Annotated in this window: 18 protein-coding genes; 3 read left to right on the forward strand and 15 right to left on the reverse strand. The window is 43.8% G+C overall.

Annotated features, from left to right (window positions below; genetic code table 11):
• Positions 1-68 precede the first annotated feature (68 nt).
• From V4U84_RS21385 to V4U84_RS21395, 3 genes are all read right to left on the reverse strand, one after another.
• On the reverse strand, positions 69-1,268 hold the full coding sequence (locus tag V4U84_RS21385; protein ID WP_334077928.1) for a response regulator transcription factor: 1,200 nt from the start codon (positions 1,266-1,268) through the stop codon (positions 69-71).
• Positions 1,243-3,069 (reverse strand): sensor histidine kinase, encoded by a 1,827-nt coding sequence (locus V4U84_RS21390; RefSeq protein ID WP_334077929.1) that lies wholly within the window; start codon positions 3,067-3,069, stop codon positions 1,243-1,245. Before V4U84_RS21390 ends, V4U84_RS21385 begins: the two co-directional genes overlap by 26 nt.
• A gap of 257 nt (positions 3,070-3,326) precedes the next feature.
• Positions 3,327-4,805, reverse strand: a complete 1,479-nt coding sequence (locus tag V4U84_RS21395; protein WP_334077930.1) for an alpha/beta hydrolase family protein — start codon at positions 4,803-4,805, stop codon at positions 3,327-3,329.
• A gap of 788 nt (positions 4,806-5,593) precedes the next feature.
• Between V4U84_RS21395 and V4U84_RS21400 the strand changes: the two genes are divergently transcribed.
• Positions 5,594-5,818, forward strand: coding sequence for a helix-turn-helix domain-containing protein (locus tag V4U84_RS21400; RefSeq protein ID WP_334077931.1), 225 nt, complete (start codon positions 5,594-5,596; stop codon positions 5,816-5,818).
• 100 nt (positions 5,819-5,918) lie between these two features.
• On the opposite strand, the gene V4U84_RS21405 is transcribed toward V4U84_RS21400, so the two are convergent.
• From V4U84_RS21405 to V4U84_RS21415, 3 genes are all read right to left on the reverse strand, one after another.
• On the reverse strand, positions 5,919-6,176 hold the full coding sequence (locus V4U84_RS21405) for a hypothetical protein (RefSeq protein WP_334077932.1): 258 nt from the start codon (positions 6,174-6,176) through the stop codon (positions 5,919-5,921).
• A 52-nt stretch (positions 6,177-6,228) separates the two neighbouring features.
• Complete coding sequence (locus V4U84_RS21410; protein WP_334077933.1) at positions 6,229-6,396, reverse strand: hypothetical protein; 168 nt, start codon at positions 6,394-6,396, stop codon at positions 6,229-6,231.
• A 312-nt stretch (positions 6,397-6,708) separates the two neighbouring features.
• A complete protein-coding gene (locus V4U84_RS21415; protein WP_334077934.1) occupies positions 6,709-7,002 on the reverse strand; it encodes a DUF6809 family protein in 294 nt (97 codons plus the stop codon).
• A gap of 285 nt (positions 7,003-7,287) precedes the next feature.
• Between V4U84_RS21415 and V4U84_RS21420 the strand changes: the two genes are divergently transcribed.
• The gene (locus V4U84_RS21420; RefSeq protein ID WP_334077935.1) at positions 7,288-7,515 is read left to right on the forward strand and encodes a helix-turn-helix domain-containing protein; all 228 of its coding nucleotides are present in this window, start codon (positions 7,288-7,290) and stop codon (positions 7,513-7,515) included.
• A 356-nt stretch (positions 7,516-7,871) separates the two neighbouring features.
• On the opposite strand, the gene V4U84_RS21425 is transcribed toward V4U84_RS21420, so the two are convergent.
• From V4U84_RS21425 to V4U84_RS21450, 6 genes are all read right to left on the reverse strand, one after another.
• Positions 7,872-8,381: a hypothetical protein gene (locus V4U84_RS21425; protein ID WP_334077936.1), complete on the reverse strand. Its 510-nt coding sequence runs from the start codon at positions 8,379-8,381 to the stop codon at positions 7,872-7,874.
• Position 8,382: 1 nt separating this feature from the next.
• A complete protein-coding gene (locus tag V4U84_RS21430) occupies positions 8,383-9,003 on the reverse strand; it encodes a CdiA C-terminal domain-containing protein (RefSeq protein WP_334077937.1) in 621 nt (206 codons plus the stop codon).
• 645 nt (positions 9,004-9,648) lie between these two features.
• On the reverse strand, positions 9,649-9,849 hold the full coding sequence (locus V4U84_RS21435; RefSeq protein ID WP_334077938.1) for a hypothetical protein: 201 nt from the start codon (positions 9,847-9,849) through the stop codon (positions 9,649-9,651).
• Positions 9,839-12,805 carry a contractile injection system protein, VgrG/Pvc8 family gene (locus V4U84_RS21440; RefSeq protein WP_334077939.1) on the reverse strand — a complete coding sequence of 989 codons (2,967 nt, stop codon included), beginning with the start codon at positions 12,803-12,805 and terminating at the stop codon, positions 9,839-9,841. Before V4U84_RS21440 ends, V4U84_RS21435 begins: the two co-directional genes overlap by 11 nt.
• Before the next feature lie 14 nt (positions 12,806-12,819).
• Entirely contained in the window at positions 12,820-13,572 is a 753-nt protein-coding gene (locus V4U84_RS21445; protein WP_334077940.1) for a DUF4280 domain-containing protein, read from the reverse strand.
• 481 nt (positions 13,573-14,053) lie between these two features.
• Positions 14,054-14,347, reverse strand: coding sequence for a DUF6809 family protein (locus V4U84_RS21450; RefSeq protein WP_334075112.1), 294 nt, complete (start codon positions 14,345-14,347; stop codon positions 14,054-14,056).
• 600 nt (positions 14,348-14,947) lie between these two features.
• On the opposite strand from V4U84_RS21450, the gene V4U84_RS21455 reads away from it, so the two are divergent.
• Positions 14,948-15,154 (forward strand): helix-turn-helix domain-containing protein, encoded by a 207-nt coding sequence (locus tag V4U84_RS21455; protein ID WP_148456687.1) that lies wholly within the window; start codon positions 14,948-14,950, stop codon positions 15,152-15,154.
• A gap of 302 nt (positions 15,155-15,456) precedes the next feature.
• Here the strand turns inward: V4U84_RS21455 and V4U84_RS21460 are convergent, their stop codons facing one another.
• The 3 genes from V4U84_RS21460 to V4U84_RS21470 are packed head-to-tail and all read right to left on the reverse strand — an operon-like array spanning position 15,457 to position 19,707.
• Complete coding sequence (locus tag V4U84_RS21460) at positions 15,457-15,888, reverse strand: hypothetical protein (RefSeq protein WP_334077941.1); 432 nt, start codon at positions 15,886-15,888, stop codon at positions 15,457-15,459.
• A 14-nt stretch (positions 15,889-15,902) separates the two neighbouring features.
• On the reverse strand, positions 15,903-19,034 hold the full coding sequence (locus tag V4U84_RS21465) for a hypothetical protein (protein WP_334075110.1): 3,132 nt from the start codon (positions 19,032-19,034) through the stop codon (positions 15,903-15,905).
• A 31-nt stretch (positions 19,035-19,065) separates the two neighbouring features.
• Entirely contained in the window at positions 19,066-19,707 is a 642-nt protein-coding gene (locus tag V4U84_RS21470) for a DUF4280 domain-containing protein (protein ID WP_334075109.1), read from the reverse strand.
• Positions 19,708-19,709: the final 2 nt, after the last annotated feature.

Here is a 19,709-nt window from a genome sequence, read left to right on the forward strand (position 1 = left end):
CCCGCCACAACCGGTTAGGGCTAAAGCGGGCATGATCGGTAATATTCGGGACAAGTGAGCGTCCAGGCTTACCGGCGGGCATTGCGGATCCGGATCTCCCGCTGTTCAAACTCGGAAGGCGGCATGCCGTAGTATTTTTTGAAGCTCTTGCCAAAGTAACTCGGATCGGTGTATCCCACCTTTTCCGCAATATCCGCCAGCTTTACGTTCCCTTCGGCCAATAACTCCTTGGCGCGTCTCATGCGGGTATACGTAATGTAGTCAAGCACGGAGATATCGCCTTCCTTGCGAAATACTTTTCGCAAGTAGCTGGCATCCACAAACATCCCCCCCGCCACCTGATCAACCGTCAATTCGGGATCGGAATAATGCTGATGGATGTACCGCTTCGCGGCGAGATATAAATTATAGGACTTGGAAGGACGACGATCTTCCTTGTATTCGATTACTTTTTGATACAGACCGATCAACCATTCCTCGACTTCCTCCCAGGAGGTCATTTGCCGTAAATAATCCTCCGCCGAAGCGGCCGGTTTCCATAAGGACTCGGGGTTCATCCCCGTCTTGCTCGCATAGGACAGGCATAAGGAAACATAGCCCATCAGCACGGTAAAAGCGAAACGGCCCCCTGTCCGATGCGGGCGGAATAGCGCCACGGTACGCCGGATTTCAACCCGCGCCGCTTCCGGATCGCGCATCTTTAATGCCGAGAGCAACATCTCGTGCGCCCCGGGATGAAGTTCATACGAAACCGCGTCCTTATGGCGGTCGTGAGGGTGAGACGGCTCTGCGAACAAACCGGCTCCGTCCGGTTTCCCCCCGGACGCATCCGCTTCGTCCCGGAGAAGGGGGCTTCCGGTAGCTTGGCGAATAAAGGCCCCCTCTTTTTTACCAAGCTCCAGTTTATTCTTCACTTTGGTCAGCACTGCGGCAAATTCCCGCTGATCAAAGGGCTTGAGCAGGTAATCAAATACGCCCAACCGAAGTGCCATTTGGGCGTATTCGAATTCATTATGCCCGGTGACAAAGACAACTATAATCCCGGGCAGGTTCGTATTCAGCTTCTCGGTCAGTTCAATCCCGTTGAGATAGGGCATGCTGATATCCACCAGCGCCAGATCAGGCCGCCAACGTTTCGCTTCCTCCAGCGCTTCCGCGCCGTTGGCCGCCTCGCCGCATATGGTGAAGCCGTGGCTGCTCCAGTCCAGCTTCGTGCGCATATAGTAACGGAAGAGCGGTTCATCATCGACGATAAGTACTTTGTACATCGTTGTCATCTCCCTCCTTGCCGGGTACTTTCATCTCAATGGCGGTGCCTTCTCCCGGGCGGCTTAGAACCGTAAGACCGTAAGCTTCTCCGAAATAAAGCTTGATTCGCTCATGAACGCTGTAGAGCCCGATTGATTTCCGCCTGCCCATCCCGGATATAGCCGCTTCAACACGCTCAAGCTGTTCTTCGGACATCCCTACACCGTTGTCTTCCACCGTAATCGTCACGCTTTTTCCGGTCTTTTCCGCCCGAATTGAAATAAGCCCCTGCTCCCCTTTGGTTTTCAACCCATGGTAGATCGCGTTCTCGACCAAAGGTTGCAGCGATAATTTCGGGACCGTCACCGCTTCCAGTTCTTCCGGAATCTCGATCATGTAACGCAGCACGTCCGGGTTGCGGACCTGCATAATATTCAAATAATCACGTACATTGCTGACTTCCGCACCCAAAGGGATGATCTCGCTTCCTTTACTGAGAACCGCGCGATAAAAATCCGCAAGCGCTTTGGTGGTGTCCCTCGCTTCCTCGTTCATCCCCAAGTCATTGAGTACATAGATCGTATCGAGCGTATTGTACAAAAAATGAGGTTTGATCTGCGCGTGCATCAACGCCAACTCATAGGCTCTCTTGCGGGCCTGGTCCTCGGTCACGGTGCGGAGCAGCTCCCTGATCTGCCCGACCATCGAGTTAAACACCGAGGAGATCAGCCCGACTTCATCCTCCGTCGCCACGGTGGACGTTGCATCCAGATCTCCGTCTTTAACCCTTCGCATCGCTTTCGTCACTTGCAGCAGCGGACCTACGATAATTTGCGCCAGCTTCCGGGTCAGCAGCAGGGCGAGCAGCAGCCCCAGGAACCCGACCGTAAAAGTAAGAAAAAAATTGCGATAGATGATGCCGTTAAGTTCTTCCAACGAAACAATACTTACCAGTTTCCAGTCCAGCTTGTCATAAGGCGTGAGGGTGGTGAGCTTCTCCTGTTTTCCCCGGCCGACGATTTCGGAAATATTTCCCTCCTGCTCCAGCAGCCTTGGAGAAGACAAGGCGGAAAACGGAGTTAACAGCCGATCCGAAACAGGGGTGGACACGATTTGCCCCCGGCTGTCCACGATGTAATACTCCTTGGAAGAGAAGTTCTCGGGCGTCACTTGCAAAAAGGAGGCAAAGGTCGTTTCTTTGACATTCACAAACAGCGTTCCCAGCGTCTTCCCCGTGTCCAGATCAAACACCATTTTTCCCAGGGTGAGTACAGGAATATCAGGATTCGTCACCATAAAGTTTCTCCGCTCCATCGGAAGCCAGCGATTGACTCCGTAGCTGCCCTGGGATTGCACCATTTCGGGCAAAGGGCTGTTCAGCACCTCCCGATCCCGTTCCCCCTTTTGGGGATAAGAGGAGAAAATTCTCCCCGAGGTATCCAGAAATACGGCGGAATCTACATCGGGAAACATCAATAAGTCGATGGAGAGCCGGCTCTCCATTAAATTTTGGAACCTCTTCTCGTCCACATCCGTATCTCTGGCCGAGTATTCATTAAATAGTTGATGGATGTCCGTCGTCATGATATTGGTTAAGCTCTCCGTATTTTGAATGATGCTGTCCAACTGCGAAAGGATGAGCCGCGATTCGTCCCGGATATTGTTCTTTTCTTTCTCCACCACGGTATCGCCGAACATTTTACTCGAAATCAAGCCGAGCGCGATAAGCGGTATAAGGCTAAGCGGCAGGAAAGTGAATATGATCTTACTGTGAATATGAAGTCGTCCGAACCATCGCTTGAAATTTCGGGTGATCCGCATCCCCGACCGCCTCCTTTCGCCGCAGCCATTTATCGCCGGGCTCTTACTCTTAAAATCAGATGGAGCGTTTTCATATAAAGTTTGTCAAATCCGCTCGCCCTCTATCCCGATTCCTTACCGTTGATCATAGATGTAAACGCTGCCTTCTGACAAGCCATAATTGCAAAATCCACGATTTTACAGCGGCCATCCGGGGGAGGACAAATGAAAAAAAACCACCCGTTCTAGGGTGGCTTAGTGCTTGGGAGCCGTTTCCCTTACGGCTCAAGCTTTAGATCGAACTTTACCTCGGGATAAGCGGAACTAGGCCCATTCAACAGCTTCGGCTGGCTGCCTTTCAAATAAGTATCGAAAAAATCCAGCACATAGGCATTTACGATCTCCGCACCGCGAGCTCCATCAAGTTCTCCGGTCAATCCGGTCAACTTCACTAAAGGAGAATAGAACTGCAAGTCCGTAAAATTGTAATGATCGGTCCGCTCCACATACAACGCCTTCCCGTGATGTTTCGCGGCGGCTTCCATTAAAGCGAGCTCGTTGGAGACGATGCGCCGCCCCAGCTCGCTTTGGATTTTCCCCTTTCTAAGCTCATCGGCCTTTGCTTTGAAATCCGCCGACTCCAGAAACAAAAACGGCTTCTTCATCACGGTCTTCCCGTCATACTTATCGAACTGGGTACCATCCATATTGATCCCGGCCTTGAGCCGATCCTCGGTCAAAACGGCATGGAACGCAGTAGCGCCGCCGAACGAATGTCCCATCATCCCGATATTTTGCAGATCCAGCCTTCCCCGGAAGGGATTCTTCTCTTGCCCGGCGTTCATCGCTTCCAGCCAATCGATGACTTCCGAAACATCGCCCGCCCAAACTTTCCCCATGCGCGGCGCCGCTGTGAAGAAGTCTTCGTCCTCATTCGGTTCGCTGATAAGTCCGGTTATTTTCCCGTCCGGAAAAATGGTCGCCGTCGTGTTATACGTATGATCGATCGTAACAACCACGTAACCATGGCTGGCCAAATGTTCGGCTTGCGAGACATGCAGCATCCGGCTTGTCCCCATGCCGTGGCTCAGGAGGACCACCGGATAAGGCGCGCTTGACGGCAGCACGTCCGCATTTTCAAAGCTGTTGCCGCGGAAGTTTTTCCAATAGTCCAGCGCAAACGGAGGAAGCCGAAAGGTTTGGGCGAAGGCCCGGGTAAAAGGCTCGGCCATTTCGGATTGGCCCGCAACCGGAACTACAGTTGCTTTGCTCAGTCCTTCGGTGTTGTCGGCCGGATACCACAATTGGACCATCAGTTCCCGGGTATCCTGCGGGTCCTCCGTGAACGGCTCTGCGCGGCCCGTCCCGGAAATCCGCACGGTTTGCGTTCCGACCGCAAATGGCCCGCCCGGCTCAGGCAACTGAACGACCGGCAGCAGAAGGGCCAGCGCCGCGGAAACGGCGAGTCCGGTTGCCATTAGCAGAAGGAGCAGCGCCTTCCCGGTTATTCGCCGCCAGCTTCGGGCTGGACTTACCTTTGGCCTTTTTAGGGCGCACCAAAGGACCAGCCCTCCGATCACGACGCAGGCCGGCAGCAGCTGCCAGCGGTAATCCCCGGCCAGCAGATAGCCGACCACGGCCCCCGAGCCAAGCAGCGCCGCGATAACTCCTCCGGTTCTGCCCAGCTTGCGGCCCGACACTACATAAATCCATAGGATTATTGCCGTCAAAAGCAAAATGAGTTCACTAGCTTTCATTTCATCCATGTTCTCCCTTCCAAATCAAACAAACCGGCTTATGCTAACAGCATAAACCGGCCAGTTTAAAACCCGGGGAGTACGTGGTTAAAAAGGGATTAAATTTGATTCTATTAACGGAAAAGAGGCGCGGTAGACGGGGTCCGGCAAAACTATTTTGTCAGAATGCAAAAAGAAAATCCCCGCACAAACGACGGGGGATAGGTTAGCCAAACAACGGCAAGTATTTTACGGTAATAATCTATATGATCGTCGGATAGCCGCCAATCATACTGATCTAGTTGCTAAGACTTGATTACGATGAACGACATCGTTGTGCTTCGATTTAGCAAGGCTAGAATTGCAGCTTTAGTTATATTGCAGGATCTTGTTGAGCAGTTCTATTATTGCGCCCAATATATATGAGGAAGAAACACACCAGCTACATTCTTAAGATAGAGAAAGAGAATATTGTAATCAATGATTACTGAATTGTCTCCGTATTCAACCTCTTTCCTCGGGACGGATCTCCCCAAAGTAAAATGCCTCCAGGATACTTTTCACTTTTCATCTTCCCTTCGGATCAGGATCTCAACTGCTTAGTTCAATAGGTCTCCTGTTTCCTGTACCCTAATCATCTCCTCGCTATCTGATGACCGGCTATTCGCTATTCTCAGAAGCACTAATCTATAATCCGATACTCTTAAAACTACCACTATCTATTTTAGTACTCTTAAGACTACCATTCAATGCATTTTAATTACAATCGTGATATATTATTGTCATGAAAACGCTTCGGAGGAGTACCTATGAAAATCAGATTGCGATTAAAGGAAATCCTTGCCGAGAAAGGCATCTCCCAGAGAGAACTTGCTCGGAGAATGGGAATTCGTCACCCTACCATTAACCATCTGTGTTCCGATTCCGTCGATCGAGTTTATATTCGTACTTTGGAACAAATCTGTGAGGCTCTCGATATTACAGTGGATCAGCTCATCGTATCAGTGGAAGAGACTGACTCATCCGAACCTTAAAATAGCTGGAGTTATGAAGTAACCCTATTGCGGCAAAAAGATACCACAATACGGGCAGGTTAGCTCGCATTGTGGTTTTTTAATAACCTTTCCTAGCTTATTAACTTTCAAAATTTATATGAGCAATAACCTTTCCATCAATAGTTTTTTGTGTAAGTCCAATTAACTCTTTATTCTTATCATATTCATAGTATTCGATCACTGTCGGTTCATAATTGTTTTTTGAGTCCAGTGTAACTTCTTTAATTTCGTCCCCCATCATATCATAATAAATTTCACGGACAAAACTTAATTCCCCGTCTTCATACAAATGACCTCTAACTTTATACCCTTCATTTGTAATTTCGTGTACTCCCATAAAATCCGCAGCTGTGTTCCCATACATTTTTAAGTGCTTTTCTAAAAGTTCCTCAAAATTCGTATCTTACAACTCTTACCTTTTCATTTCTTATTAGTTCTGTTTTAATAAGATCATTTTCATTCGAGTAGTATTCTTTAATATACCTCTGATTTTTATCAACACATTCTTCGCTTATAAATTCTCCAAGATTATTTTTATATTTTATTGTGTACTCCATTTTTCTTGCCCCTTTCTAATTCATGTATGGATATAAATCAAATTCCGAACCTTCTCCTATTATAGATAAATCAAATGGGCTCTTCGTCATATTCGTATTATTAATTGTTCATATAACTCTTGATTGAATGAATATCCTTTTCAATTCTATCAAAATAAAACGAATTTATTCTTCCTGATTCAGCCTAGGCGATTACTCTTTTTCCAAAACTAATCCCCCTGAAAAGTGACAAAAAAAGCCTGTTCCTCCTAAACAGAGTAGAAACAAGCTTTTAGTAAATTACGAAACTATCTAAGTTCATGTTACTGTAAATTACCCCATTCCATTAAGAAGCTCTTCCTTAGCCGCATATATCTCTATCATCATTAATGCTCCAAGCTGAAGTCCGTTCGTAAAGGAAGCTGTCGCGTACATCGACTCAGACTGACCACGCAAATCAAGCATCGCTTCAAGCTGGTTAAAATCATCGGCCGACAGTTTTTCTTTCCACATCTCCATCGCTTCGGATATCTTCTTGCTTATTCTGCGGTACTCGAGATCTGTCGGAACGATTTTTTCTTCAGGCCGAATTTCGCCATCGTACAATGCTTCTAGGACGCTTTTCATTTTCATCTTCCTTTCGTATGGATTGCAACGCCTTGAAAGAAAGAGGGCCACATGATAGATTAAAAGTGCAGTCTACCTTTCCAGCAGTTGCTCAGAAAGAGTCGGCGACCCGGCGATTTTTTAAAAAAATGCGTCGCTTCACCTTTTGCTCAGAAACATTCATTTTCAAAAAATTACAATGTTTAGTCCTTAATCAGCATTGTATCATCTTATACAGTGACCAAAAGTCACATTTCTTGTTTTAAGTATACAGTGACTCTATGTCACTAGTCAAGGAGCTATTTTATGTTTAATCGAGAAATATTTGCGGAGCGTTTTAAGAATTTACGCCGTGTAAAATCAATCTCACAGCAAGACATTGCCTCTTCTTTAGGAGTTGACAGAACTATTGTCAGTCATTGGGAAAGAGGGACGCGAGTCCCTAGCTTAGAAATCGCTTGCTCTCTGGCTGACTATTTCGACGTAAGTCTTGATTATCTTGTCGGCCGTTCGGATGACTCTACTTACCGTTAAAGGAAATCTTAATGTATAAGTGAACGGCTTAGACCCGACACCATCAGTCCTCCGATATATCAATAGGTTCCCTTCCGATCCAGTCGACGAGACAAGAGATTATGGATCCTTTTTTTGTAAACTGCTATACGATTCGCGCAGCAATACTTTCCACTTTTGCAACTTCCCTGTCTATTTTCCAAATTTTATAATCTGTTGACTGCACGATTAAAATAAATAACAGGTCAATTATGGGATATCTAACCACAATCGACCTGTTTAATGAAACGCTTAGCGATATTTAAGGTTTGAATTTCCAACATTGATGTACGTACAAATAAATTGATGGATTTTTTAGGATATTAAGTCAATTAAGCCTACTTAGAAAAATCTTCTTCTTTATAAGGATAATCAAGTAATGATAGATTTTCTTTACTCATAAGCCATGTTTGATATTCATCTAAATTACCCTTGATAAGTAAAGACCCCTTAATTCTTTTCAGTAATGAATCCGGGGCATCATCTTCCAAAACCAAATCTTGATCGTTCAATCGCAATAGTTTCCCAATCACTTCCAGTAGTTTTACCCATCCAATCTCAAACGTACTGGATATAAATTGAATACTAATAAGAACATTCGTATTTACACCATATGCTTCGCGGTTCATTTCTCGAAAATATTCAATATAGTCTTCCTCAGCATCTAAATCAATACTCATTGAAAAATAGGTGCAACCGACATTTATGCGTTCTGTATAAGAACTAGCCCATACTTCTGCCTCATAATCAATTAATTCTACAAAAAACACTTCGCACAACATATCGTAGAGCAATTTCCCCAATTCTTCTCTAGGCAAATTAGAACCAATTGATAAACGAAAATCCATATTATTCAAACCTCCAGTAAGCTCTAGTTACTTGACGACCTTCAATGACTAATAGTTCATTTAAATGTTTTAAATCCTTGTGAGTTTGACTTAATAAAAACTCAATAAGCTCAGTTCTATATTCAACAGGATAATCATTTAAATTTAACACTATTCTTCTAGCTTGATTCGTAGTTTTATCTCTGAGCGTGCTACGAATGTTCGTAAAATTAATTGACTTAGGAGAATAACAATCAAATACTTGCCCCTCTATTATGAAGTCCGGGCTATTTTTAGGATTAATACCATAGCCGTTTCCTTCAAATTTACCGTTAGGGACTTCATCAAGCATTATAGTACGATATCCTTGTTCTGCAAGTACATTAGCAGCTTCATTTTGCCTTATTAATCCTCGAGGATCGTTACCTCCCTCATTAGCATAGTTCCCTCCGGGCTTTCCACCTTTTGGTAATGAGGGCTTTGTAATTACAGCGTTTGGTTTAATTTTAGGTGTATAAGGAATATGCTTTTCACCATATAGTTTGTATTCAGAACTAGTCTTCCAGTCCACATTCTGATCGCCATAACCTTGAACGGAAATACTCATCCCATTCTGGTCCTGTTCTTGGTGTTTTAGCACCATTATCCGTCCCCTTAATAGTGACGTGTCTATCCTAAAAGATGCGATTTTATTGCTATTTATCCTGCCTATCGGGGCAGCGTACTCTACAGTTGCGAGTAAATTTGAAAAAACGCAAGAAAACGAAGATAAAAAACAGGTCAATCATGGTGGTGTCTGACCATAATCGACCTGTCTAATGTAGCAGTACAGCATTATTTAGGGTATAAAATTCAAGCATTTGTGTACGTACAAACGAAATGGCGAAATAATCTTTGTATGGGTTTTACAAAGGTTATGTTTCTATGTCATTACCAAGCGACTTCTCGAAGAAGACATCAGGATTACTAGGATTTGGCTTTCTTAGCTTAAAGGCTTGTACTTTTGTTAATGGAGGAGTAAAAGAAATTGTTCCATTCACATTACCTTTTGTATATAGTAGATAGACATTCTCGAGATTAGATGTTGTTTCATCTGTATGGAAAGAAGAATAGAATTGATGACTCTACTTCACCTTCTTTCGTTGGATCATTGGTAAGAAATCTTCTTTTAGGCCCTGTTTTCCCACCATGATAAAGATTTTGGAAACACAAAGAGGATGGTGGAGTAAAAGAGAGAACAAGCAGCCCCTCCTCGGATGAGAATAAAGCTGCTTGGAAATAATTTGACTTATAATCCCCTTTCAGTAAGGTCAATACACTTTTTATCCTCACAAAAAATCCTAAAGGAGGAGGAGTTACCCTGAAAACTTAATTTCTTTCCACAGCGAGGGCAAACGATATTAGTCTTCCCTTTTTCACAAAAGTCATCAACTGCACTATACAAGACATTATATTCTTCCGGTGTCGGTTCGTTTCTATCAATATCCATAGATTATCCTCCTCATAAAATCGTTGTATTTAATAGTTACCCCAGCTTCTTTTGCTCTTTCAATAGCATCCAACAGAAGGTAGATTCTATCTTCATCAGTTAAATTTGGAGCATTTTTAGCCGCCATATAACTCGCCCTAAATTCATCGTTCCAACTCCCCGGTGGCAACTTAGTGCCATTATATGCCCTATGCCCATAATATTCATGAGCTAAAACCGCTCGCGTACTCATTAAATCTCTAGGATGTGTAGAATTTAAGTCAGGTAATACGTCGCCCCTTACATTAATGTAGTCGTATTTATCATTATATGCTGTCTGACGCCCCTGATTAAATCTAAATACACTTTCGTCAGCGTTAAGAGCTTTAATTTCTTCTTTCAAAAGTTTAATTTGTTCTTCTGTTAATTCTTGATAAGGACTTGCTCTTAAACCATTAATTTTCCTATTATCTACAACCATTACATCAGCAAAATCCTTGCCTACATTATCCCATCCTTCTCTTTGCGCCACCTCATCCAGCCACTTTAGCCGAGTGGCATCCGTTGCGGAATCCAACGTCTTCATTGCACCGTGCTTAAGAAGAAGGGATAGATTCACTGCTGTCAGTAATAGACCGAAATTATCGAGATCGGATTGAGTAATTTTGCCTATCCCAGGATCGGTATAGCCATACCCTTTTCCTAGGTCATCCATTTTCTCTAAACTGATATATAGCTGCCCTGCGGATAACAAGAAGTCTCCAACCAAAAAAGACCAGGCCAGGATCGATGTGCCTGCTGAAAAGACAGAAGCCGCAACTGCTATAATTCCTATAACGCCACTAAATATCCCGAAGAATACGCCTCCATATTGGCCAGAAATGACGATTCGCTCAAAATTAAATCGGGAATAATATATCATTTCCGGGACGTTTTTGCTAAAGTACTCGCCAGGCCTCAGATCTTCTTCTTTCGCAGCATCTCCGCCGAAACCGGACTTTTGTATTTCCTCCAGTACTTTGGCATACTGGCTAGAAGCCTCTTTATATTCCTCATCCGTCTTGGCGTTCTGTATACGATGGGAAGCACTCATGAGTTTGTTGGTTTGTGAATATCTTGTGGTGTAATCACTTTTTATTTTGGCCAGTTCCTCATCGCTTTTCTCTTCAGGTTTCGCCGCATCCTCCGGCTGTCCGCGAGTTAAGTACTTCGTTTTCAGCTCCTTTTCGTCTATTTTTCCGAGATGGGTTTTAGCGTCCTTGATCGCATTCGGATTTCCATACACTCTCGCCTTTATAGCTTCCTTAATCTCTTCTTTACTTACTGTGATGTACTCTTCAGCCTTATTCGCTTTATGATGCTCTATTTGTTTCTCTTTCCATTTTTCATCATATATTTTTGCATGTACATACTTATCGTTATTTAACTCATCGACATACAATTCCTTCAATTCATCTTCCGTCAGCATTTCCACAAACGGGATTTCTACTTTGTTAAAATCTATCCTCTTGCTTCGTATAGCCACGAAGGCATCGGTGATGAGCATAAATTGCTCCTCAAGGATTTGCAGCATAAGCGCACGTTTTGCCGTGAACTTTATGGAGCTCGGTAGAGGGGTCGCCGTATTGCTTTTAGCACTCCCCTCCTGTTCTGTTTCATTCCCCTTCTGACTAATCAGCTCCAGTTTATTAGCTACGGTTATAAGAAGATCCTCACTAGCCTCAACCTGAATATTTCCGCCTTCCAGATCGAGTTTCACCGTATCCTTGTGGAATAATACGCCATCTTCTCCCAGTTCCATCTTAGTATTTCCCGGTATGTGAAACACTTTGGTCGTTGGTTTCTGAAAGACCGTCCTCGATATCATCTCTTCATTGGAGCCCCGTGATGAGTTGATCGCAATCGCCTGCTTCTCGATACCGCTTGGAAAGTAAACCTTGACCTTTGCCCCCTCTTCGGGCAAACTATGAAAGATGTTATTTCCTTCGGGAGAATAGGGAAACCACCAGTTTCCAGATTCATCGTACTCATCATCCATATCCAGATGGACCCTGACCATGTTATTCGCTCGACTAACGACGGTTCCTTCCAAAGCAAGGCCCTGAACCGCCTGATTCATTTTGGATTTTCGCCGTATCGCTTTTCTTTGTACCAATACATACTCGTATACAATACTTCCTTGGTCGTACGTTATCTTCGAGTTATAGATCACCCAAACTTGCCCTTTAAAGCCCACATTCTCCCCAACTTGATAGTGTTGCTTGGACTTTACAAGGTATTGAATGCAATCGACCTCCAGCAATTGAAGAGATTCATTTCCGGCAGCTTGTGCTTGATAACTCAAGTAACTCCCCATATCCTGCAACATGGTATAGCTATACGCCTTAATATCTTTTCCCCATGAAAAATCGGGAACACCAAAATAAATCCGTGGCGCATCCATAACCACATCCGGAAGGATGACCGTCCCGACTCGGGATGCCAACCGCTTCATGAACTGCCAATTGGTTTCCTGATACTGGACGAGGAATTCGCCAATTACGGCACCAGGTTCGGTAGCTTCATTTTTCGCGTCACCTTTTGGATGACCTTGTACTAACTGCTTAATTATATGGGTATACGTAGTCGCTTTATTTTGAAAGGAACGGCTTTGGGGATGAAGATCAAGCTCATACGAGCGAGATATACCTTCGATTAAAACATAGTAAATTCCGTCCTCGACAACCATCTCCACATGCTGGATTCCCCCGGCAAACCAATTCTCTGTACCGGATTCATTTTTCTTTTGGATGATAATAGAATCTTTAAAACTCCCCTGATGTAAGCACTCAAGGGCGTGTTCTTCCGTCATTTTAACGGTAAAATAACATCTGGCATGGTCATTAAATTTATGTATCACCTTTAATTTTCGGATGCTCTGAAACTCATAAGGCCAGAGCAGTTGGACGCCGTCGTCTCGATACCATTCTTCTCCCATGGACCCTCACCGCCCTATCCCTGTTTTAAATTGTGCTCAACAAATTCAAAGGGCGGCATGTCCATCCCATTTGTCAGAAAGCCAATTTTCCCTCCATACGCACAAGTCAAACAGGACTTACTCGTTAACGCCGGCACCCCGTTAATAAACAACGTATCACTCCCGTTTTCCCAGCGCGCTTCAATCGCATCTGCGATAGAGCTTATAGCGGCTGCTGCAGCTCCTCCACCCGCCGCCATCGCTAGTGCAGCACCACTTTTCATAGGATTGGCGGAACTGGAGACAAGTTTAGGGACACAAGGATAAATCTTGTTATTCTGATCGGGATTTGTCCCCGATATCGGTTGATCCGGTTCAAATTTGTATGAGAACTCCCGATACATTTCTTTTGGGGTAAACGTCGTTTCAAACACTTTTGATGGGTGAAATTCGCTTTTGCAAAAACCAAATGAGTGAATGTTCCCATCGATCACCGTCCCTGGTTCCTCATAATAATCGCCAAGATAACTGTCGGCGTCATGGGAAACGCTAGTGGACACTTTACAATCATTCACAGTCATGATCGGATTCTTATTCACGTACACCCCGTTAACTTCGAGTTGATTCAGTACCTCCTCATGAGTGCCCTTCGTACAATACATAAAAGCTCCACGAGTAATGTAAGTTTCTCTTTTACGCCAATCGCTGCTCAATAATTCGGCTATGGCAGCCTTTTTCAACATAGTTCCGTATATTCCGGTATTCGGCATACCCGTTGCTTCACTCATTATTTACATCCCCCTCCGTTGAAATGCGTTGAATTTCCAAACCATATAGACTAGTTCGCATTAATGCTTCGGCTACATCTAGACGAACAATCAGAGATGGCAACATAAGACCCTTCACTTTAAAAATGGAGTAATTCTCTATATGTTTCTCGCTAATAACCAGTTTCTTTACTACTCCTTTCTCAATCACAGAATGTGTTAAGGACATACAATCGATCTCGGGTATATCCAACATGCAAAAGGTATCCTGTGAGTAAGTGTTCGGATTGAGGATGTGAACGGTCTTGGATTTCATATCCGGTGCAAATCTTGCCAGCAATTGTTGGATTTCCTCTGAGACAAGAAATACGACGAGCCAGGCGATCACTCTTTTTTCAAAACTAATCCCCTGAAAAGTTACAAAAAAAGCCTGTTCCTACTAAACAGAGTAGAAACAAGCTTTTAGTAAATCGCACACTATCTAAGTTCATGTTACCGTAAATTACCCCAATCCATTAAGAAGTTCTGCCTTAGCCGCATATATCTCTATCATCATTAACGCCCCAAGCTGAAATCCATTTATGAAGGTAGATGTGGCATGCATCGATTCTGACTGGCTGCGTAACTCGAGCATCGCTTCAAGCTGGTTAAAATCATCATCAGATAGTTTCCCTTTCCACATTCCCATGGCCTCAGATACTCTTCTGCTTATTTTACGGTACTCGGGATTCGTAGGAACGATATTTTCTTCTGGACGAATTTCACCATAGTACAATGCCTCCAACATACTTTTCATTTTTTATCTTCCCTTCGTATGGATTGCGCCGCCCGAAAAAGAAAACTTACACATTGATAGTTTAAATGTGCGAACTGCCTCTCAGAAGTTGCCGGGAGAAAACGGAGATTCCATTGGTAGGGTCGCTGCTTCCTCTCTAGGGTTCGATTAAACCTCGTTTTTTCGTAAAAGTATTATTGGCATAACTCGGTGGTTTCACTGTGCCTGATCCCGCCCTCCGTAATACATTTCGTTTCGGATTATTTGGAAGGGACCCAAGCTTCTTTATTTTTCACCTCCCGAATTTATAATCGATCCAAGGAAAACTATATAAAATTGGGTACTCTTATAACTACAGCATTCAATTAACATTGAGGCTTGATATGATAACTTATCCTTGTAATGATAATTGGACTTAGCCGTTTATATATTTAATTTCACCGTTAGTTGAGTAGCCGACCTCTCACACCACCGTACGTACCGTTCGGTATACATCGTTACGATATAACGTTATTAAGTAATTTTGTTTATATTATAATTACGTTTTTTCGTAATGTCAATATCGCATTATTGCGTCATATATCGATTTATTCTATGATTAATTTTTAGAGGGGGAGTCCTATGCATCTGATTATTCGGTTGAGTGATATTTTAAAGGAACGTGGGATGACACAAAAGCAACTTTCAGAACTCACAGGTATCCGACCTGCAGCAATTAGCGAAATCTGTAACAACCAGAGAACCTCAATAAATCGTGAACATATCGAAAAAATTGCTGATTGCCTCGGCATACACGATGTTGGAGATATTATCCGTCTTGAAAAATAAACTACTGCTTAATTATCACACCGCCCGGATATAAGCATCTGTATGGGGCGTAGAGCCAAGGCAATTCTTATGCACATACTCCAGAAAGCCTGAAAACCTTGCGTTCTCAGAACCATACAGTGACCAGTACGGAGGGGGCGGCGTATAACTAAACGAAGACAACAAAAAAGGTCAATCATCTGGTATCTGACCATGATTGACCTTTGATAAAGGTTGTAAAATAACGCTATTAAGTTTAAATTTATTTAGTCATTATGCGGTAACGTTAAACTAGACAAAAAAATGTACAAAGATCTACATATTTATTCCCTTTCTAATTCAAGTGAGCCTCGTATCTCTATAATTTGACCAAATTCTACATTAATTTTTCTTTCAAATTCTACAACAATATTATTACCTAATTTATTTATGCTGCAAATTACTGTGTAACTATCTTCTATTTCTTTTACAACTCCAGTTGCAATAACGCTTGATGATCCATCAATAGACTGAACAAAGCCATAATCACAATTACTGATATTTTTTATGATTTTGTATTCTGTTACCAAATCAATTTTTATTTTGCCCTTAATAGTATCTCCTATATTTAATTTTTTCGTGATTTCCTTATTTTCTAAAAATTCATCATGTTCTATAAAGTGTAACCAGTAAATAATATTTGAACTTAAGCTCAGAACTTTTATCCATCTCTCATAACCTTCTGAACAGATTTCTTTTACCTCAAAACTATCCACCATATGTTCTCCTCTTATTCGAGTTTGCTAAATGACTTAGGATCACTCGGCATCATTGATTGGAATTTTCCATCTTTAATTATAACTACAATACCTTTTTTAGGTTTTGCAGCCCCTTCCAAGAAGTATATTTCCTTCCCATTAATCTCTCTTAGTGTACCTTCTCTTTTTACTCTTAATACTTGCTCAGTAAAATTTTCAAAGCCTTTTACTGTATTCTCAAAGGCTGATACATCTACACCTAATCTTTCTGCTATTGACGGAATACGTTCAGGATATTTTTCCCAATAGTCAGCAAAGTGTTTTACTCCTTGATTAGTTCCATCTTCTAGAGTCCCCCACAATTCAGCTGCAGGTGATTCTAACATTTGTTCTCTTATAGTTTTCCCAGTCCCCCCACTCCCACTACTAAACCAAACCTGCGGTCCATCGGCAAACTGGCTGGTAACACGCCCGCCTGTCCCGGCTAGTTCTAGCCCGCTTCGTCCAAAATTGGCTGGGTTGAGACCTAATTTCAGGTCTTTCGCAAAACTATCGACCCATTGCAGCTTTGTGCCCACCTTGTCCAAGCCTGCTCTGACTGCTGGGTTCTTGATATTTCGCAACATTTCGTTTCTTGTTGATTCCGCCGTTAGGTTCATTACGTGCCGTCCTGCTGACTTCGCCATAAATGCAAGGTCAATGACCGCTAAAGCGTCCCCTGTCGTATCCAAAAGTTTCTGGGCTCTATCCAGACCTGGTGTGTTATATTCCCCGTTTTCCAATTCCTGCAACTTTATGGAACTGACGGCCATTTGACCGATACCCCAGGCCCCGTTCAAAACTACAAACAGGTAAACAGATGTGCCTCCTGTGGGGATGGCTGTTAGAAGCACCGCGATGGCTCCAAAGACCATGTTCCATTTCGCTTCCGTCTTTTGCTGACTAATGAGGAACTGCTCGATATAATAGCGGGAATAATAAATCGGCTTGCTCTGGTCTTTACTTAAATAATCCGGCTTTTTCGGAACGGTATACTCCAGATTATACCAGTCCGTCATGGCTGTCATCAATTGTTCGCCAAGGCTTGCCGTACCGGATTTCATTTCTGCTTGTCTCTCTGCGATTCTCTCCGCTTGTCTTTCTCGCTCTCGTCCAATGGCTCGCAGCATCGACGTTTCTTCCTGTAACGCTTGAACTGGATTCTGATTGGTCAGGCGCTCCATCCATGCCGGATCATTGATTTGTTTCTGTTGCTCCACAATTTGTTTCTGTTGCTCCACAATTCGTGTCTGTTGCTCCACATAGGATTTGTAAAAGTCATCATAATCCTCCCGCTCTTTTTCCTTCTCCTTCTTTGACTTTTTCTTTGTCTCCACGGGCGGCTTCTCGCGAAGTTTACCATAATGGAAAGAGATGGCCTCTTTTCTTTGCTCTTCTACCCAGGCGCGGGAGGTCTCTTTAATTTTGGGATCCTGATGTAGTTGCTGTCTTGCCCGCTCCCTCACCTCATTAATTTCATCTTCACTTAGATCAGGCTCAGGAGGTTCTGGTTCAAATATTTGTTCTATTAATGAACGATTGTCCATTTCGATATGAAACAAATCCTTGCTTTCTTTTTCTTCCTTCTCTTTCTTATAGCGTCTCTCTTCATCCCACATCAGCGATAATTCAAAATACAAGTCTTCAATATCCTGATCATTCAGCATGTCGAGCAGGCTCATTGGAGTGATATTCATATTAATTTCCGAGGCCCGGATCTTGGTCTTATGCTCCATCACCTCAATCATTTGGTTGCCTGCATAAACTGAAATGATAGAGTCCGCGTACATTTTAATATAATCCAGCATCCTATCCTTACTTCCGAGCTCCAGGTCATTGGCCGCCACGATTAATATGTTCTCATCCGATTCCAGGGTAATATCATCGGCATTCAAATGAAGTCGTACTGTATTTTTCTCGAATAATACGCCATCTTCTCCGAGTTCCATCTTGGCATTGCCCGGTACATGGAACACTTTTGTGGTAGGCTTTTGAAATACAGTGCGTCCTTTCATTTCCTCGTGGCGCCCTCGGACTGCATTAATCGCAATCGCCTTCTTCTCTTCGCCGCCGGGGAAATAGACGTTAATTCGCGCGCCTTCCTCGGGCAAGGCGTGAAACATATTGTTCCCTTCCGATGAATACGGAAACCACCAGTTCCCTCCGTTATCATGCTCTTCGTCGATATCCAGATGAACCTTCACCATATTGTTGGCGCGGCTAATGACCTTTCCACCTAGAGATACCCCTTGTATACGGTGGTTATGTTTTACCCGGCTGCGTATTCCCGACCGTTGTACAAGTTTATACGCATACGTCACAATGCCTTGGTCATACCGCATATCCGCACTGTAAACTACCCACATTTGGCCTTTAAATGAAACGTTATCTCCGACCTGGACATACTGACTGCTCGTCACTTCGTAACTGATGTAATCGGCGGAGTTTGTTCGTGCATCACTGTATCCCACGTGAGTCTGTAAATAGAGCTCCCGATCCTGGGTCATGGTGTATCGGTATACATGGAGCTGCTTCTCCCATGAAAAGTCGGGGACGCCAAAATATACTCGCGGGGCGTCCAATACCACATCCGGAAGTATTACCGTACCTACCAAGGACGCTAAACGCTTCATAAACTGCCAGTCGGTTTCTTGGTACTGGACAAGGAGCTTTCCGATCGTTGCATCCGGATCGGTAGCCTCGTTCATCGCATCCCCGTCTTTATAAGGGGCAACGAGTTGTTTGATCAAGGAGGTATACGTTAAATTTTTGTTTTGATAAGATCGACTCATCCGTTGATGATCCATATCATATGTACGTGAAATTGCCTTAACGGAAACATGCCATATCCCATCTTCCACATCCATATCGACTGCCGCTATTCCACCCGAGAACCAGTACTCGGTCCCCTCCGGGTTTTTTCTGCGAATATGAACCGTATCCCGCATGCTCCCCTTTTCCAAACACAACATCGCATGTTCTTCAGTCATAATAATGGATAAATTGCATTGGGTGTGTTCGTTAAATTGGCGATCTACGTGAAGATAGCGAACTGCCACAATGGGATAGGGAAATTGGATATGAAATCCGGCCCCTTGATACACCTCTTGTTCAACTTGGGACATAGGTATTCACCCTCTTTCTTCTCCTTGATCCTTAACCCCGCTGGTCCATTAATTCGCTAGGTACAGGTTCCATCCCGTTGCTCAACAATTTGATTTCGCCCCCATAGAGGCATCTTAGGCAGGACTTGCTTGTCAATGCGGGTACGCCATTGATTTTTATTTTCTCATGTCCGTTCTCCCATTCTCCTCCCGCAATATCCAAGCCAAACGGGCTAAAAAATATCTTTGGCATAATGATAGGAACGCACGGATATAACCGATTTTCATCTCCTTCCTTAGTCACACCGGTGTCTGGGTCATAGTCCTGCATTTTCGGTTTATACGGTACCCCTACATTTCCGGCTTTTAAGGGATGAAATTCCGACCGGCAATACCCGAAGGAGTGCAAATTGCCCTCGACTTCCGGCTTCGGTTCGCAATAAGGGACTCCAGCAAGCTCCTCACTCTCTGATGGCGAAACCTTGCAATCTTTCACGGTCATGATGGGGTTTCCATTCAAAAACACCCCGTTTTTTTCAGTTTGATTCAGGATATCCTCGTGAGTTCCTTTCGAACAGTACATATATGCCCCTCGGCTTACAAGTGTGGTTTTTCGCCACGCCGCATTCATTAATTCATCCACCACGGACTGCTTCAGAAAATTGCGATTCGTTATTTCGGCTTTATCTGCCATGA

The sequence above is a fragment of the Paenibacillus sanfengchensis genome, from assembly GCF_036864765.1.
Lineage (GTDB): Bacteria > Bacillota > Bacilli > Paenibacillales > Paenibacillaceae > Fontibacillus > Fontibacillus sanfengchensis.

Bases quoted from the DNA above. Each gene is read 5' to 3' on its own strand.
- V4U84_RS21400 (WP_334077931.1), top strand. From the start codon at position 5,594: ATGAAAATCAGATTGCGATTAAAGGAAATCCTTGCCGAGAAAGGCATC.
- V4U84_RS21425 (WP_334077936.1), bottom strand. From the start codon at position 8,381: ATGGATTTTCGTTTATCAATTGGTTCTAATTTGCCTAGAGAAGAATTG.
- V4U84_RS21405 (WP_334077932.1), bottom strand. From the start codon at position 6,176: ATGGGAGTACACGAAATTACAAATGAAGGGTATAAAGTTAGAGGTCAT.
- V4U84_RS21420 (WP_334077935.1), top strand. From the start codon at position 7,288: ATGTTTAATCGAGAAATATTTGCGGAGCGTTTTAAGAATTTACGCCGT.
- V4U84_RS21470 (WP_334075109.1), bottom strand. From the start codon at position 19,707: ATGGCAGATAAAGCCGAAATAACGAATCGCAATTTTCTGAAGCAGTCC.
- V4U84_RS21440 (WP_334077939.1), bottom strand. From the start codon at position 12,805: ATGGGAGAAGAATGGTATCGAGACGACGGCGTCCAACTGCTCTGGCCT.
- V4U84_RS21445 (WP_334077940.1), bottom strand. From the start codon at position 13,572: ATGAGTGAAGCAACGGGTATGCCGAATACCGGAATATACGGAACTATG.
- V4U84_RS21410 (WP_334077933.1), bottom strand. From the start codon at position 6,396: ATGGAGTACACAATAAAATATAAAAATAATCTTGGAGAATTTATAAGC.
- V4U84_RS21395 (WP_334077930.1), bottom strand. From the start codon at position 4,805: ATGAAAGCTAGTGAACTCATTTTGCTTTTGACGGCAATAATCCTATGG.
- V4U84_RS21455 (WP_148456687.1), top strand. From the start codon at position 14,948: ATGCATCTGATTATTCGGTTGAGTGATATTTTAAAGGAACGTGGGATG.
- V4U84_RS21450 (WP_334075112.1), bottom strand. From the start codon at position 14,347: ATGAAAAGTATGTTGGAGGCATTGTACTATGGTGAAATTCGTCCAGAA.
- V4U84_RS21415 (WP_334077934.1), bottom strand. From the start codon at position 7,002: ATGAAAAGCGTCCTAGAAGCATTGTACGATGGCGAAATTCGGCCTGAA.
- V4U84_RS21385 (WP_334077928.1), bottom strand. From the start codon at position 1,268: ATGTACAAAGTACTTATCGTCGATGATGAACCGCTCTTCCGTTACTAT.
- V4U84_RS21435 (WP_334077938.1), bottom strand. From the start codon at position 9,849: ATGGATATTGATAGAAACGAACCGACACCGGAAGAATATAATGTCTTG.
- V4U84_RS21465 (WP_334075110.1), bottom strand. From the start codon at position 19,034: ATGTCCCAAGTTGAACAAGAGGTGTATCAAGGGGCCGGATTTCATATC.
- V4U84_RS21390 (WP_334077929.1), bottom strand. From the start codon at position 3,069: ATGCGGATCACCCGAAATTTCAAGCGATGGTTCGGACGACTTCATATT.
- V4U84_RS21430 (WP_334077937.1), bottom strand. From the start codon at position 9,003: ATGGTGCTAAAACACCAAGAACAGGACCAGAATGGGATGAGTATTTCC.